General features: G+C 40.5%; 12 protein-coding genes and 1 riboswitch. Of the genes, 9 read left to right on the top strand and 3 right to left on the bottom strand.

Translation table 11 applies throughout. The features are described 5' to 3' along the window. The first annotated feature begins 19 nt into the window (after positions 1-19). Positions 20-1285 (top strand): alpha/beta fold hydrolase, encoded by a 1266-nt coding sequence (locus tag B6A32_RS14305; protein ID WP_085305246.1) that lies wholly within the window; start codon positions 20-22, stop codon positions 1283-1285. A 126-nt stretch (positions 1286-1411) separates the two neighbouring features. Here B6A32_RS14305 and B6A32_RS14300 read toward each other — a convergent pair whose 3' ends face one another. From B6A32_RS14300 to B6A32_RS14290, 3 genes are all read right to left on the bottom strand, one after another. After that, positions 1412-1981: a GNAT family N-acetyltransferase gene (locus B6A32_RS14300; RefSeq protein WP_085305244.1), complete on the bottom strand. Its 570-nt coding sequence runs from the start codon at positions 1979-1981 to the stop codon at positions 1412-1414. 61 nt (positions 1982-2042) lie between these two features. Further along, a complete protein-coding gene (locus B6A32_RS14295) occupies positions 2043-2813 on the bottom strand; it encodes a hypothetical protein (protein WP_085305242.1) in 771 nt (256 codons plus the stop codon). Positions 2814-3076: 263 nt separating this feature from the next. Then, a complete protein-coding gene (locus tag B6A32_RS14290; RefSeq protein ID WP_085305240.1) occupies positions 3077-4261 on the bottom strand; it encodes an acetyl-CoA C-acyltransferase in 1185 nt (394 codons plus the stop codon). Between the two features lie 290 nt (positions 4262-4551). Between B6A32_RS14290 and B6A32_RS14285 the strand changes: the two genes are divergently transcribed. The 8 genes from B6A32_RS14285 to B6A32_RS14250 all read left to right on the top strand — a co-directional run bounded on the left by B6A32_RS14285 (position 4552) and on the right by B6A32_RS14250 (position 13314). After that, positions 4552-4944 carry a MerR family transcriptional regulator gene (locus B6A32_RS14285; protein ID WP_085305238.1) on the top strand — a complete coding sequence of 131 codons (393 nt, stop codon included), beginning with the start codon at positions 4552-4554 and terminating at the stop codon, positions 4942-4944. A gap of 72 nt (positions 4945-5016) precedes the next feature. Beyond that, positions 5017-6186, top strand: coding sequence for an isovaleryl-CoA dehydrogenase (locus B6A32_RS14280; protein ID WP_085305236.1), 1170 nt, complete (start codon positions 5017-5019; stop codon positions 6184-6186). 239 nt (positions 6187-6425) lie between these two features. Further along, entirely contained in the window at positions 6426-8033 is a 1608-nt protein-coding gene (locus tag B6A32_RS14275) for a carboxyl transferase domain-containing protein (RefSeq protein WP_085305234.1), read from the top strand. A gap of 12 nt (positions 8034-8045) precedes the next feature. Next, positions 8046-8909, top strand: coding sequence for an enoyl-CoA hydratase/isomerase family protein (locus tag B6A32_RS14270; protein WP_085305232.1), 864 nt, complete (start codon positions 8046-8048; stop codon positions 8907-8909). A 5-nt stretch (positions 8910-8914) separates the two neighbouring features. Beyond that, on the top strand, positions 8915-10927 hold the full coding sequence (locus tag B6A32_RS14265; RefSeq protein ID WP_085305231.1) for an acetyl/propionyl/methylcrotonyl-CoA carboxylase subunit alpha: 2013 nt from the start codon (positions 8915-8917) through the stop codon (positions 10925-10927). Continuing rightward, positions 10927-11844 carry a hydroxymethylglutaryl-CoA lyase gene (locus tag B6A32_RS14260; protein ID WP_085305228.1) on the top strand — a complete coding sequence of 306 codons (918 nt, stop codon included), beginning with the start codon at positions 10927-10929 and terminating at the stop codon, positions 11842-11844. Before B6A32_RS14265 ends, B6A32_RS14260 begins: the two co-directional genes overlap by 1 nt. A gap of 101 nt (positions 11845-11945) precedes the next feature. Next, on the top strand, positions 11946-12644 hold the full coding sequence (locus B6A32_RS14255) for a CoA transferase subunit A (RefSeq protein ID WP_085305226.1): 699 nt from the start codon (positions 11946-11948) through the stop codon (positions 12642-12644). Between the two features lie 13 nt (positions 12645-12657). Next, entirely contained in the window at positions 12658-13314 is a 657-nt protein-coding gene (locus B6A32_RS14250; RefSeq protein ID WP_085305224.1) for a 3-oxoacid CoA-transferase subunit B, read from the top strand. A 159-nt stretch (positions 13315-13473) separates the two neighbouring features. Beyond that, a riboswitch (cyclic di-GMP riboswitch) is annotated at positions 13474-13567 on the top strand. Positions 13568-13592: the final 25 nt, after the last annotated feature.

Below are 13592 nucleotides of genomic sequence, written 5' to 3'. Positions count from 1 at the left end.
CAAAAAGAGTAAATGATTTATGCATTATTCTCAGCTATTTAAAAACACAGGCATTTATACCAGCCCAAGAATAAATTTAAAGATATCTCTGGCTTCATACTTTAAGAATTCTGCAGCCTTTATCTGTCTAATATTGTTAACCGCTTGCGGCGGAGGCTCTGAAGAAAGACCTTGCGCTCGTTCAGAAGATGCATGCCTTATAATTGATCCGCCTCCAGTTGAAATATGGTGGGATGCACCAATAACTGACTTCTCAGAAGATCCTGACAGACCAAATATTACCTTACTGGGCGAAGCAACTATCATACTTGCGCTGGGTGAAAATTATGTTGAAGCAGGCGCCACAGCAATTGATCAACAAGATGGTGATCTAACAGCAGCAATCGAGATTAACAGCCAAGTAAATAACGCAGAAATAGGTGATTACCTTGTTAGATATTCAGTAACCGACAGCTCGAGTAAGTTGGCGATAGAAAAAATCAGGATCGTTCGTGTAATTGGAAATACAGCAGAAAACTTTTCTCGTCGCCCTATCGGTAGCACCATTGCAAACTTCAGTTACCTAGAACACCTTCCTGTTGATTATGGCCAAACAGCGATAAAGCCACCTTTAATGATCTATTTACATGGCGGTGGCGGAAATTTAGAGTTTACCGATACTACAGATCCAACACTCGCACTTGAAGCCGTGATTGATAATTACGGTATTCCAAAACTAATTGAAGATGGTCAATGGGATAGCACGTTACCATTTGTCGTATTAGCCCCACATTTAGGTTCGGTGCCAAGCGCAGGTTACAAAGAAAGACTAGACGCTTTTGTTGAATATGCCATGCGTGCCTACGATATTGATAGCGATAGAATATATTTAACAGGTTATAGTCAAGGCGGATTTCTAAGTTCAGCTTATGCTAAAGATTTTCCTGAAAAAATTGCCGCAGTTGCTGCTGTGTCGCCTGCTTTTGCTGATGAAGTAGACCCTTTAGCAAATAATTTTTGCGGTATTGAACGTGTGCCTTTATGGCTGTTCCATGCCACTAACGACGAAGTCATTCCTTTTAATAATACCATTAAGGTTTACCGTGCTATTTTAGATAATTGCCAAGCACTTACATTACCCAAGCTAGCACTTGTTATTGGCGCAGAGCATGCCATTCATCATGCTGTTTTTAATCTCGAAGCATTAGAGGGCGGATTTGCTCAAGCGGTTTATGACCCTAGATTTGACACTTATGATATTAGTATTTATCAATGGTTACTTAGCCACAATCTAGAAAATAGATAAAATAACCGACAAAGCAATAGTAGGAGTAGCAGTAAGAGGAGAAACTAAGCAGTTTAACTCATGTGGCTTGCCTCAAAAATCTTGAGATTATCTCTTGCGCATGAGTAACTGTTTTAACTTAAAAAGTTACTCATTCTCACTACTACAAGTTTTGATAACTTTAGGGCGATAAAGAAAACCAAGCACACCGCCAAAAAGATGCTTATACATAGCTTGTATTTCTTCTTGGCTGATATTGCCGTTTAAGGTTAGCATTTCAAGCCGCTCTTCTGGCTCTTTAACAATGTAACCTGAAGCTAGAAAACCATTTTTTTGATAGAAGGCTTTGCGCTTTACTCTTTGTTGGTAGTTTGCCGAGTCTTGTGTAAGCTCTTCTATATTAAGTACAATCCTATTCTCAGCGAACTTTTCTTTCATTGCATCTATAACTTTGCTGCCATAGCCTTTAGAACGATAAGCTGCAGAAATCGCAAAAAAGTGCACAAACACTATATCTTTGTAAGTTGTGATATAAAGCAAACCAATCCATAGGTTATTTTCATAAAGTACGCTAAAGCCTGGTTTACCTTTTCTCATCATAAATTTGAGCATCCATGATGGAACATGTCTAACCGTAGTAAAGGCTTCTTTATAAAGCTCGATTACCTCAGCAAAGTTAGCATCAGATTTAGAAAGCGGCGTAAATTTAATGCTCATGATTTTCCTTTCATTATCTTTTCATTCCGGCTTGAATAACTAATGCTGAACCTGTGCCGATTTAATGCAGAGTTAATGCCCAATTACCATTATAGGTTCGATCATTAAAGGTTGAAGAAGAGCTCGACTGTACACTTCTATTAATTCTAACCAAGCGCGAACCTTGTACATGAAACTGTGAGGTAATTTCACTCTCTGCAGTCATAGAGAAAAAGATATATGCACTGCCCTTGCCTGAATAACTTAAACGAGTTTCAACAGGCACACCTTGCGCATTAATCAATACTTTATAACTACCTTTAAATTTATCGACATAACCGCGAGTTTTCTTATCATCAATAAAGCTCTCTAATGGCAATTCAAAATCTAGTACCCTGACTTGTTGACCCAAATATTCTATTTCGGTCTCGCCTCTTAATTTACCTTTGGCAATAGCATCTAAAATTTTCTGTGCCGATGAAAGTATTGGAATTAAAGATGATGCTGACAATATTTCTGCGCCATTTAACGCCGGTGTATCTGCATTTTCGTCAGCTAATTTAAGTTTATTTTCTTGTGCTATTCGTTCTAAAACACCTTTTGAATATCGAATATCTAAGCCTGCATTACTTTCAGAAAGTGTCGATTTTATCGCGCCTGTTTTTAATTTTTTATCTTTACCTTCCCCCCTAGACTCTTCAAACGAAACGTTAAGATCGCCTGAAATTGGATGACTACCATCGAGTTTAACCAAGGCTTGTTGTAAATCTGACAAACTATCGGCCTGAACATTCTGGGTAAAAGTAATAGCTAACAAGGCTAAAAGTGATGCCTGAATATAATTAAATCTCATAAATTCCCTATTATTAATTTGGAGCAGTGTATTTAATACTCAGTGTTTATACCTAAATCTGCCTAAACAATTCAACAACTATTGCTTCCACAAATGTTACTAAGTATTTCTTTTTATTTAAAATGCTTGTTTAATGGCTGAACGTAATAGAGGTTGGAGTACCAAAGTCAGTGTCTTGCACTTTAGAATAAAACACATTTTATAACAAAGAAATAAGATCAAAAAAGCCCACATCAAGTGGGCTTTTACAGTCAAGATAATGCTTACATCATTTCAACAGCAATTGCGGTTGCTTCACCGCCACCTATACATAAAGATGCCAGACCTTTACTTAAACCACGGTTTTTCAAAGCGTGAATTAATGTCACCATTATGCGAGCGCCACTAGCGCCTAACGGGTGTCCTAATGCACAAGCACCACCGTTAACGTTAACTTTGTTAACATCTAAATCTAATGCTTTCATGCCTAACATAGTTACCATGGCAAACGCTTCGTTAATTTCAAATAAATCAACATCAGCAGTAGTCCAGTTTGCTTTCGCTAATACCTTTTTCATTGCGCCGACCGGTGCAACGGTAAACTCTGCTGGTTTTTGTGCATGCATAGCATGAGCAACAATTTTACATAAAGGCGTTAAACCACGCTTTTGTGCTTCTGATAATTTCATCATCACTAAAGCAGCAGCACCATCAGAAATAGAGCTTGAGTTAGCAGCGGTTATCGTACCGTCTTTTTTAAATGCTGGGCGCAAGCTTGGAATTTTATCTGGACGCGCATTACCTGGCTGCTCATCAATCTCAAATACTGAATCACCGCGACGCGACTTAATCGTTACCGGTGAAATTTCGTTAACAAATGCGCCATCAGCAATAGCGGTATTTGCACGTTCAAGTGAGCGAATAGCATAAGCATCCATTTCTTCACGCGTAAATGCAGACTCATCAGCAGTAGCTTGTGCGAAACAGCCCATAGCAACGCCGTCATAAGCATTTTCTAAACCATCAGTCATCATATGATCAAGCACTTGACCATGACCCATTTTAATACCTGAACGACCATTAGGTAATAAATGTGGTGCGTTGGTCATACTTTCCATGCCGCCAGCAATAGCAACATCAATAGAACCAGCTAATAAGGCATCGTGTGCCTGCATGGCCGCTTTCATACCAGAGCCACAAACTTTGTTAATCGTTGTACAAGCTGTTGTTAAGTCTAATTCAGCTTCTAATGCTGCTTGACGCGCTGGCGCTTGTTTTAAACCTGCAGGTAAAACACAACCCATGATCACTTCATCAACCTGATCATTAGATAATTTAGCGGCATCCATAGCACCACGAATTGCAGTTGCACCTAATGTAGTAGCACTAACTGCTGATAAACCGCCCATAAAACCGCCCATAGGGGTACGTTTTGCAGCAACAATAACGATAGGATCTTGAGTAGACATAAGCTCTCCGACAAAGTGTTGTTCGATAAATATTGGTATTAATCGATAAAATTTGCCAACACTTTACCGCAAAACGTAGTTTACGCCAACGTAAACTTTGTGGTTCTTTAGTGTTAGCGCTTTCTTAAATCGCTAATCCGACAAGCATTCTTTACAACAGTACTTTTCGTTACTCAATAACATTGAATAAAAAAGTAAAGATTAGAAATCAAGCTTACACTTTACGTTAACGTAAACTTATTGTAAGGTAACACTCAGATAACAATTACAAATAACTTTGAGCAATAATAATGAGCGATATTACCCCTGTTACCTACTCTATAGGTGAGTTAGCCAGAGAGTTCGATATTACTACCCGTAGTATCCGTTTTTACGAAGATCAAGGGTTAATATTGCCAACGCGCAAAGGTCAAACAAGAATATACAACCAAAGAGACAGAGTTAGACTAAAGTTAATTCTACGCGGCAAACGCTTAGGGTTTTCATTAGCTGAAACAGGTCGATTGTTCGAACTTTACGATGCTGATAAATCCAGTGCTACGCAATTAAAAACAATTATGGATTTAATTTCAAACAAAAAAAATGATTTGAATCAACAGTTAGAAGATATTCAAGCCGTATTAATCGAATTAACCGGTTTAGAAACTAACTGTCAAAAAGCGCTCGAGTCAATTGATAAATAACAAGCGTTAAATTAATTACCACGTACGCCAATATAAAGCGTTAAACGATAAACACATATTAAAGGTACTACTATGATTTCTACTTTCTCATCAATGAATTTTAACCTCGGTGAAACCGTTGACATGATCCGCACTTCGGTTAACGCCTTTGCTCGTGACGAAATTGCCCCTCGTGCAGCACAAATAGACATTGATAACGAATTTCCAATGGATTTATGGCGCAAGTTTGGCGATTTAGGTTTATTAGGTATGACCGTTGATGAGCAATACGGTGGCTCTGGTTTAGGTTACTTAGAACACATGGTGGCTATGCAAGAAATTTCACGTGCTTCTGCCTCAGTAGGTTTAAGTTACGGCGCTATGTCTAACCTTTGTTTAAACCAATTAAACAAAAATGGTAGCCACGAGCAAAAAGAAAAATACTTACCAAAACTTTGTACTGGTGAACATATTGGCGCACTAGCAATGTCTGAGCCAAATGCTGGCTCTGACGTAGTAAGCATGAAGCTTTCAGCTAAAAAGCAAGGCGACAAATACATTCTTAACGGTAACAAAATGTGGATCACTAACGGTCCTGACGCGCATGTTTATATTATTTACGCAAAAACTGACACTAACGCCGGCTCTAAAGGTATTACTGCCTTTATCGTTGAACGCGACTACCCAGGTTTTTCTCGTCATCAAAAACTAGACAAATTAGGTATGCGTGGTTCTAACACTTGTGAACTAGTTTTCCAAGATTGTGAAGTACCTGCTGAAAACATTTTAGGTGAAGAAGGCAAAGGCGTTCGCGTATTGATGTCTGGCTTAGATTACGAACGTTTAGTACTTACCGGTGGCCCATTAGGCATTATGGATGCTTGTATGGACCTAGTGGTACCTTACATTCATGACAGAAAGCAATTTGGCCAAGCTATTGGTGAATTCCAATTAATTCAAGGCAAAATTGCCGACATGTACACACAAATGAATGCGGCTAAATCTTATGCTTATTTATGTGCCATGGCAGCTGATCGCGGTGAAACTACCCGTAAAGATGCCGCAGGTGTAATTTTATACTCTGCAGAGCTTGCCACTAAAATGGCCTTAGATGCGATTCAGTTACTCGGTGGTAACGGTTACATCAATGAATTTCCAGCGGGCCGTTTATTACGCGATGCTAAGTTATATGAAATTGGCGCAGGTACCTCAGAAATTCGTCGTATGCTAATTGGTCGCGAGTTATTTAACGAATCAGTTTAATTTAACTTTTATATGGCCAATGCGCGTGACTTTAATATGCACGCTATTGGCTTTAAAAGCTGATTTAAAAGAATGAAAACAAGCTAAACCAGTGACTATTGCTATTGAACGCTCCTAAAGTTGAGCATCAGATTAAATGTAAATTTTACACATTAGTGCATCGACAACAATATCAATATGCTCTGTTAAATATAAACACGCTAACGAAGCACAAGATTAACAAAAAATAAGGTTATAACGTGGCTAAGATAATATCGAAAATTAATCCCCGCAGCCCTGAGTTCATCGAAAACGCTGCGCATATGCAAGTGCAAGTTGATGACTTAAAAGTCAAACTCGAAGAAATAAAATTGGGTGGCGGTGAACGCAGCCGCGAACGTCATTTATCTCGTGGTAAATTATTACCTCGAGATCGTGTATACGCCCTACTTGACCCAGGCTCTGCCTTTCTTGAATTATCACAATTAGCCGCTTACCAAGTTTACGACGATAACGTACCTGCTGCCGGCATTATTACCGGTATTGGCCGTGTTGGTGGTCAAGAATGTATTATTGTTGCCAACGATGCAACCGTAAAAGGCGGTACCTATTACCCGCTAACAGTTAAAAAGCATTTACGTGCCCAAACTATCGCACAAGAAAATAACTTACCTTGTATTTACTTGGTTGATTCAGGCGGTGCAAACCTGCCAAACCAAGATGATGTTTTTCCAGATAAAGAACATTTTGGTCGAATTTTCTTCAATCAAGCGAATATGTCAGCGCAAAGTATTCCGCAAATTGCTGTGGTTATGGGCTCATGTACCGCCGGTGGCGCTTATGTTCCAGCCATGGCTGATGAATCAATTATTGTTAAAGAACAAGGCACAATATTCCTTGCAGGTCCGCCATTAGTTAAAGCGGCGACGGGTGAAGTAGTTAGTGCAGAAGACTTAGGCGGCGCAGATGTGCATTGTCGTACGTCAGGTGTTGCTGATCACATGGCACAAAATGATCACCACGCGTTAGAGATTGCCCGCAGTGCAATCGGTAATTTAAACCGTGTTAAACCAGTACAAATGGCAATTAAAGAAGTGGTTGAACCGGCTTATGCCACCGAAGAAGTTTACGGTATTGTGCCAAAAGACTCTCGCCAACCTTTTGATGTACGAGAAATTATTGCCCGTGTTGTTGATGGCAGCGAATTCGACGAATTTAAAGCCCTTTACGGTACCACCTTAGTTTGTGGCTTTGCTCGCATCTTCGGCTATCAAGTCGGCATTGTCGCCAATAATGGGATTTTATTTGGTGAATCGGCACAAAAAGGCGCTCACTTTATCGAGCTATGTGCACAACGCAAAATACCCTTAGTATTTTTACAAAACATTACTGGATTCATGGTCGGCCAACAATATGAAGCCGGCGGTATTGCTAAGCATGGCGCAAAAATGGTGACTGCTGTTGCCACAGCACAAGTACCTAAATTCACCATTTTAATTGGCGGTAGTTTTGGCGCGGGTAACTATGGCATGTGTGGTCGTGCTTACGATCCTCGTTTCTTATTTATGTGGCCCAACTCACGCATTTCAGTCATGGGCGGCGAACAAGCAGCTGGCGTATTAGCACAAGTTAAACGCGATCAAAAAGCTAAACGTGGCGAACAATGGAGCGAGCAAGAAGAAGCGAGCTTTAAACAACCTATTATCGATACTTACGAGCATCAAGGCCACCCTTACTATGCTTCAGCCCGCTTATGGGATGACGGTGTTATCGACCCGGCTGATACGCGCCAAGTGCTTGGCTTAGCTATTTCTGCATCACTTAACAAAACCATTGAAGAGACCAAATTTGGTCTGTTTAGAATGTAGGGTAGATTGAATATGATTTCACATAGCAATATAAAAAGCCCTAGCGAAAAAGTGTTATTTTCGGTTGACGACTTTGGGGTTGCCACCGTTACTTTAAATAACGCTGAAAAACACAATGCATTTGACGATAGTATTATCGCTGCACTCGACAACTTATTTACCGCCATAGCAAAATGCGATGACATCAACGTTATGGTGTTAGCATCATCAGGTAAAAGCTTTTCTGCCGGTGCAGATTTAGGCTGGATGAAGCGCATGGCAGGCTATTCTTATGACGAGAATTTGGCTGATGCTAATGCTCTTGCTCAAATGTTAAAAAGCTTAAATTTTTTACCGCAAACCACGATTGCAAAAGTACAAGGTGCGGCTTTTGGCGGCGCTGTTGGCCTTGCTAGTTGTTGCGATATTGTACTTGCTAGTAACAAAGCCAGCTTTTGTTTAAGTGAAGTAAAGCTTGGCTTAATTCCCGCCACCATTAGCCCTTATGTGGTGAATGCGATTGGCCAAAAAGCCAGTCGACGTTATTTTCAAACAGCCGAACGTTTCTTTGCTGACAAAGCACAACAACTTGGTTTGGTTGATGAAGTATACCCATTAGATGAATTAGATAACGCGGTCTCAACAATGGTAACAACCTTATTAACTAATGGCCCGTTAGCGGTTCGACAAGCAAAACAATTAGCGTTTGATGTGGCTTATCAAGACATTAACGAAACATTAATAAAAAACACCAGCGAACGCATAGCTGCTATTCGTGTGTCAACTGAAGGTCAAGAAGGCTTAACGGCTTTTTTTGAAAAACGCCAACCTACTTGGCAAGCTACTCACCAGAACTCAGCAAAGCCAACTACATCAACAAATAAAGGCGAAGGATAATACTCATGTTTACTAAAATACTAATTGCTAACCGTGGTGAAATCGCCTGTCGTGTTATTAAAACTGCCCGTAAAATGGGTATATTAACGGTTGCGGTTTACTCTGATGCCGATGCTGATTCTTTACACGTTAATATGGCCGATGAAGCCATTCATATTGGCGGCTCACCCTCACGTGAAAGTTACTTATTATCTGAAAAAGTGATTGAAGCGGCAAAACGTACTGGCGCACAAGCCATTCATCCAGGTTATGGTTTTCTTTCTGAAAATGCTGACTTTTGTCGCATGTGTGCCGCAGAAGGTATTACTTTTATTGGTCCTCCCGTTGGCGCTATTGAAGCGATGGGCTCAAAGTCTGCCGCTAAAAACATCATGGAAAAGGCACAAGTACCATTAGTGCCCGGTTATCATGGCGACGACCAATCTGAAGCGGTTATTAAAAAAGCAGCCGACGACATGGGCTACCCGGTATTGCTTAAAGCAACGGCCGGTGGCGGTGGTAAAGGTATGCGCCAAGTTTGGAGTGAAAGTGAATTCTCTGAAGGGTTTGCAGCCGCTAAACGTGAAGCTAAATCTTCATTTGGCGACGATACCATGTTGGTTGAAAAATACTTAACACAACCACGCCACGTTGAAATTCAAGTGTTTTGTGATAATCATCAAAATGCGGTTTACCTTTTTGAACGAGATTGTTCAGTACAACGTCGTCACCAAAAAGTGATTGAAGAAGCGCCAGCCTTTAGCATGAGCGAAGAGTTACGTGCGCAAATGGGTGAGTCTGCAATAAAATCGGCTCAAGCCATTGGTTATCAAGGTGCAGGTACGGTTGAATTTTTACTTGATATTGACGGTTCATTCTACTTTATGGAAATGAACACTCGTTTGCAGGTAGAGCACCCTGTTACCGAATTAATTACTGGCCAAGATTTAGTTGAATGGCAATTACGTGTCGCCGCAGGCGAAGTATTACCGAAAACTCAAGATCAGCTTAAAATTAATGGTCATGCTTTTGAAGCGCGTATATATGCTGAAGATCCAAACAACGACTTTTTACCCGCAACCGGCACCTTAGACTTTTTACAACCGCCTGTTGAAAGTGAGTTTGTGCGTGTAGATACTGGCGTGCGTCAAGGCGACGATGTTAGCGTATTTTACGACCCTATGATTGCCAAGTTAATCGTATGGGACGAAAGCCGTGAAAAAGCTTTACAACGTATGGCAAAAGCCTTGTCGGAATACCGCATTAGTGGCGTAACCACCAATATTGATTTTCTCTATAACTTAGCGACTTGTGCTCCGTTTGTTAATGCCGATATAGATACCGGTTTTATCGAAAAAAACCAAGCGATTATTTTCCACGACAATGAGCAAGCCCTAACCGGTGAATTGCCAATGGCTGCGCTTTATTTAGTGTTAGCACAAGCACAACAAGCGCAATTAAACGCCGCTAAAACTAACGACTCATTTTCACCATGGAATATGACCAATGCATGGCGCCTAAACGAAGCTAATATTCATCATATGGTATTAGCGCATAATGGTGTTGAATACCCAGTTGTTGTTGAACAAAAACGACAAGGCAGTGGCAGTTATTACTTAATCACGGTTGATGGTAAAACACTTGATTGTCAGGGTCGCATTGAAAACGATACTTTGCATGCCAGCATAGATGGTTACCGCAGCCATGCAACCATCGCTAAAAATGCCAATCAAATTAGTCTGTATCGTCAAAATGGCGTGTTTAATTTTACCCATATTTTACCTGATTGTGGCGATAACACCGCTGATGATAATCATGGCGGCTTAGTTGCGCCAATGAATGGCACCATGGTGTCGGTATTAATCAAAGCAGGCGATACGGTTACGGCTGATCAACCCTTAATGATCATGGAAGCGATGAAAATGGAGCACACCATTCGTGCGCCAAGTAATGGCATTGTTGATGCTATTTATTACAACGATGGCGATATGGTTGACGGTGGCGCTGAACTGGTTGCTTTTACTGCCGAGGAAGCATAATGACAAATATATTGACACCAACACTGCCATCGTCAGTAAAAATAGTAGAAGTTGGCCCGCGCGATGGCCTGCAAAATGAAAAAGTTCAAATAAGCGCTGCAGATAAAATTGCGTTAATTGAACAATTAGCCAATGCTGGCGTTAACTACATTGAAAGCGGCAGCTTTGTTTCACCCAAATGGGTGCCACAAATGGCAACTTCTACTGATGTTTTCAACGGTATTAAACGCAAAACGGGCGTTACTTATGCGGCACTAACACCGAACATGAAAGGCTTTGAAGCTGCAGTAGCAGTTAATACCAGCGAAGTTGCTATTTTCGGCGCAGCCTCTGAAGCCTTTAGTCAAAAAAATATTAATTGCTCGATTGAAGAAAGCTTACAACGCTTTGAACCTATTATGCAGGCAGCCAAAGCCGCAAACATTCCTGTAAGAGGTTATGTTTCATGTGTCGTTGGGTGCCCGTACGAAGGTGAAGTTGCTCCTGAACAAGTGGCAAAAGTTGCACAAAAGCTATACCAAATGGGTTGTTATGAAATATCACTTGGCGACACTATTGGCGTAGGCACGCCTGCCAGTGTAAGCAAAATGTTACAGGCGGTTAGTACTAAGGTACCGGTTGAAAAACTGGCCGTACACTTTCATGATACCTATGGTCAAGCGTTAACCAATATTTACAGTGCATTACAGGCTGGCGTTAAGGTAGTCGATAGTGCTATTGCAGGTCTTGGTGGATGTCCATATGCTAAGGGCGCATCAGGAAATGTTGCAACCGAAGATGTGGTTTACATGCTCAATGGTTTAGGCATAACCACTAATATTGATTTCGACAAACTGCTTAAAGCAGGTTGGTTTATTAGTGACAAACTAGGTAAAGCACCGATATCTAAAGTATCGGTGGCATATCGTGCAAAATAAGCATGCGATATAGCACCCGTTAATTGTACTAACGTAAATAACAATAATATTTTCGTTGGCTTGAAAGTAAAAAGACATTAATTTTTATTGAGGATCGAACAATGGCAGGATTTGACAAAGTAGTGTCAAGCTATGAAGAAGCAATGGAAGGTCTAGAAGACAACATGACCGTTATTGCAGGTGGTTTTGGATTATGTGGTATTCCTGAAAACCTCATTAGCGAAATAAAACGCAAAGGTACTAAAGGTTTAACCGTTGTTTCAAACAATTGCGGTGTTGACGATTTTGGTCTTGGTATTTTACTGCCTGATCGTCAAATCAAAAAAATCATTGCATCTTATGTTGGCGAAAACGCAGAATTTGAACGTCAAATGATGAATGGCGAGCTTGACGTTGAGTTAACACCACAAGGTACATTAGCCGAAAAAATGCGTGCCGGTGGTGCCGGTATTCCTGCTTTCTTTACGGCAACAGGTTACGGAACACCAGTAGCCGAAGGTAAAGAAGAACGTGAATTCAACGGCAGACATTATATTTTAGAGCCCGCTATTACTGGTGACTTTGCGATAGTAAAAGCATGGAAAGCCGACCGCTACGGTAATTTAGTGTTTAGAAAAACTGCGCGCAACTTTAATCCTATGGCCGCAACGGCAGGTAAAATAACCGTAGTAGAAGTGGAAGAAATTGTTGAGCCGGGTGAATTAGACCCGGATCAAATCCACACACCGGGTATTTATGTAAACCGCTTAGTTTTAGGTACATTCGAAAAACGCATTGAACAGCGCACTATTCGCAGCTAGTAAGGAGTAATTTATGGCTTTATCAAGAGAGCAACTAGCACAGCGAGTTGCACAAGAACTACAAGACGGTTATTACGTTAATTTAGGTATAGGCATTCCAACATTAGTGGCAAACTATGTGCCTGAAGGTATGGAAGTTATGCTGCAATCTGAAAATGGCTTGCTTGGTATGGGACAGTTCCCTACCGAAGACGAAATAGACGCAGACTTAATCAATGCCGGTAAACAAACCGTTACTATGGCAAAAGGCGCTTCAATATTTGATTCTGCCGAGTCATTCGCTATGATCCGTGGTGGACATGTTGATTTAACCGTTTTAGGCGCATTTGAAGTTGATGTAAACGGCAATATTGCTTCTTACATGATACCGGGTAAATTAATTAAAGGTATGGGTGGCGCAATGGATCTTGTTGCCGGCGCAGACAATATTATTGTTACCATGACACATGCCTCAAAACACGGTGTATCTAAATTATTAACTAACTGTACCCTGCCATTAACAGGTAAAGGTTGTATTAAAAAAGTACTAACAGACCTTGCTTTTATCGAAATTAAAAATGGTAAATTTTATTTATTAGAACGAGCACCAGGTGTATCAGTTGAAGAAATAATTTCATTAACTGAGGGTGAGTTAGTCGTTGAAGGTGATGTACCTGAGATGCGATTGTAAAATTTCATAATTACAATTAAATCAATAATATAATTAAGGGGCATAGGCCCCTTTTTTATATTCTAAATTTTCACCAATCATTCAAAAACCTTACAAAATTCGCACGAAATATTACAGTTGGGTTGCAATTTAGCTAGATTTTAGAGATACTTAAATTTGACAAAGAAAAGGCAAAACACGCGAAAACGTGTTACGCAAAACCACCGGTCTAAGGGTAAATATACTATTTATCTATGACAGCGGAGTTACCGTGTTATTAGGTACATCCTGTGGTTTTT

The sequence above is a fragment of the Colwellia polaris genome, assembly GCF_002104515.1.
In the GTDB taxonomy this organism is placed as follows: Bacteria; Pseudomonadota; Gammaproteobacteria; order Enterobacterales; family Alteromonadaceae; genus Cognaticolwellia; species Cognaticolwellia polaris.
This window is presented reverse-complemented; position numbering and strand designations above follow the sequence as displayed.

What these genes read in the sequence shown, in the direction of transcription:
- B6A32_RS14260 (WP_085305228.1), top strand. Translation starts at nt 10,927, where the DNA reads ATGACAAATATATTGACACCAACACTGCCATCGTCAGTAAAAATAGTA.
- B6A32_RS14250 (WP_085305224.1), top strand. Translation starts at nt 12,658, where the DNA reads ATGGCTTTATCAAGAGAGCAACTAGCACAGCGAGTTGCACAAGAACTA.
- B6A32_RS14305 (WP_085305246.1), top strand. Translation starts at nt 20, where the DNA reads ATGCATTATTCTCAGCTATTTAAAAACACAGGCATTTATACCAGCCCA.
- B6A32_RS14265 (WP_085305231.1), top strand. Translation starts at nt 8,915, where the DNA reads ATGTTTACTAAAATACTAATTGCTAACCGTGGTGAAATCGCCTGTCGT.
- B6A32_RS14290 (WP_085305240.1), bottom strand. Translation starts at nt 4,261, where the DNA reads ATGTCTACTCAAGATCCTATCGTTATTGTTGCTGCAAAACGTACCCCT.
- B6A32_RS14280 (WP_085305236.1), top strand. Translation starts at nt 5,017, where the DNA reads ATGATTTCTACTTTCTCATCAATGAATTTTAACCTCGGTGAAACCGTT.
- B6A32_RS14300 (WP_085305244.1), bottom strand. Translation starts at nt 1,981, where the DNA reads ATGAGCATTAAATTTACGCCGCTTTCTAAATCTGATGCTAACTTTGCT.
- B6A32_RS14255 (WP_085305226.1), top strand. Translation starts at nt 11,946, where the DNA reads ATGGCAGGATTTGACAAAGTAGTGTCAAGCTATGAAGAAGCAATGGAA.
- B6A32_RS14270 (WP_085305232.1), top strand. Translation starts at nt 8,046, where the DNA reads ATGATTTCACATAGCAATATAAAAAGCCCTAGCGAAAAAGTGTTATTT.
- B6A32_RS14285 (WP_085305238.1), top strand. Translation starts at nt 4,552, where the DNA reads ATGAGCGATATTACCCCTGTTACCTACTCTATAGGTGAGTTAGCCAGA.
- B6A32_RS14295 (WP_085305242.1), bottom strand. Translation starts at nt 2,813, where the DNA reads ATGAGATTTAATTATATTCAGGCATCACTTTTAGCCTTGTTAGCTATT.